Raw genomic sequence first — 1,481 nt, forward strand, 5'->3', positions numbered from 1 at the left:
GGTCATAGCCGTTCCTTGATGAAGAGCGCGCGTCGCCTAGGTCACGCTTGGCTACAATTCTTTCCCCATGGTCTCGTCCCCAACCACTCACTATCAATTCCATCGTGCCCTCCCTTAAAAGCATCTTGGGAACCTCGAACAATTACGATTTTGTCGTTGACGCGACCATCGCTGCGGCACGACGGTCATTTTCGCTGTTGATTTGACGCCGATGCATCTCTGCTTTTTGCGGTGGCGCCTCGTTTAGGGCGCGTCAGGCGGGTTGCTCTGTTATGCGGCAGCCATCCGCTCCAACGTTACAAGCCGGCGAATGTTGTAGGCGAGGTTCTGCAGGCCGATCTTGACTTTCGCCCGCACCATACCGATCGTCCGTACAATCCGACCACCCGGCGATGTTTCCTGAGCACCGAACACGTGTTCGATGCGAGCCCTAACCTTGCTCTTCTGCTGGTTCGCGGTCTCCTGTGCTTTCGATAGCGCATGATTGCGGCTCGCACGCTGATGAATGCGGCTGCGCAAGCCGCGCGCCTTGAGCTTCGCTTCGATCGCGGTAGAGCGATACGCGCTGTCCGCGTACACGTCTGCAGACGTGTTGGTCTTGTTGAGAAGTCCATCGAATTTCCGGCTGTCATGCACGCTCGCGTCGGTCACCTCGTAGTGACGGATCAGCTTGTGCTTGGCATCCGCATTCACGTGGTTTTTGTAGCCGTAAAAGCTCTTACCGTGCTTCTTGGTCCAGCGTGCATTCTTGTCTTTCTGCCGGTTTTTCGCGGGGTTCTTCTGCCATTCCTTTGGTGTCTTGCCGGCCTTCACGGCCTCATTCTCTTCCCGGCTATTACGCTGCTTGGGAACCGGCACGATCGTGGCGTCAATCATCTGGCCGCCGCGTGCAATGTAGCCCTCCGCCTCCAAATGCCGGCTAAAGCGTTTGAACAGCTTCTCGATCAGCCCGGCCTTACCCAGCGCTTCACGGAACAGCCACAGCGTCGTGCCGTCGGGAACGCGATCCTCAATGCCAAGTCGCAGAAACCGAGTGAACGACATGCGGTCGCTCACTTGATACTCGATCTGCTCGTCGGAAAGGTTATACAGCGATTGCAGCACTAGCATCCGAAACATAACGATAACATCGATCGGTTTGCGGCCAGCGTTGCTCTTCTTGTCCTCTGCCGGCGTCAACACCGCCACCTCAATCTCGCTACGAAAGCTCTCGAACGGTACCACCCGATCGATCATCTCCAGCGGATCGCCTTTCGCAGAAATCGCCGCCAGTCGCTTGTCCGCATCGAAAAATCCGAGCTGCCCCATCGCTCCCCACCTCTGCGAATCTTGTCATCCGCAGTCAGACTCGCACAAAACTTGCTAAAGTCGCTATTTTTCGAGGTGCCCTTAAGAGTGATCAAGCACGCGCGGCGAATACATGCCGTTACGGTGCAGCCGGGTCGGGTTACCAGACAAGTCGTGGTAGGTCACCGCGCCTT

General features: G+C 56.7%; 1 protein-coding gene. It reads right to left on the bottom strand.

All coding sequences use genetic code 11. From position 1 onward, the window contains the following. Positions 1-270 precede the first annotated feature (270 nt). Positions 271-1,308 carry an IS5 family transposase gene (locus ACREXZ_RS30810; protein ID WP_431767909.1) on the bottom strand — a complete coding sequence of 346 codons (1,038 nt, stop codon included), beginning with the start codon at positions 1,306-1,308 and terminating at the stop codon, positions 271-273. Between the last annotated feature and the right edge of the window lie 173 nt (positions 1,309-1,481).

This window comes from Paraburkholderia sp., assembly GCF_050742655.1.
Lineage (GTDB): Bacteria > Pseudomonadota > Gammaproteobacteria > Burkholderiales > Burkholderiaceae > Paraburkholderia.

Bases quoted from the DNA above. Each gene is read 5' to 3' on its own strand.
- ACREXZ_RS30810 (WP_431767909.1), bottom strand. From the start codon at position 1,308: ATGGGGCAGCTCGGATTTTTCGATGCGGACAAGCGACTGGCGGCGATT.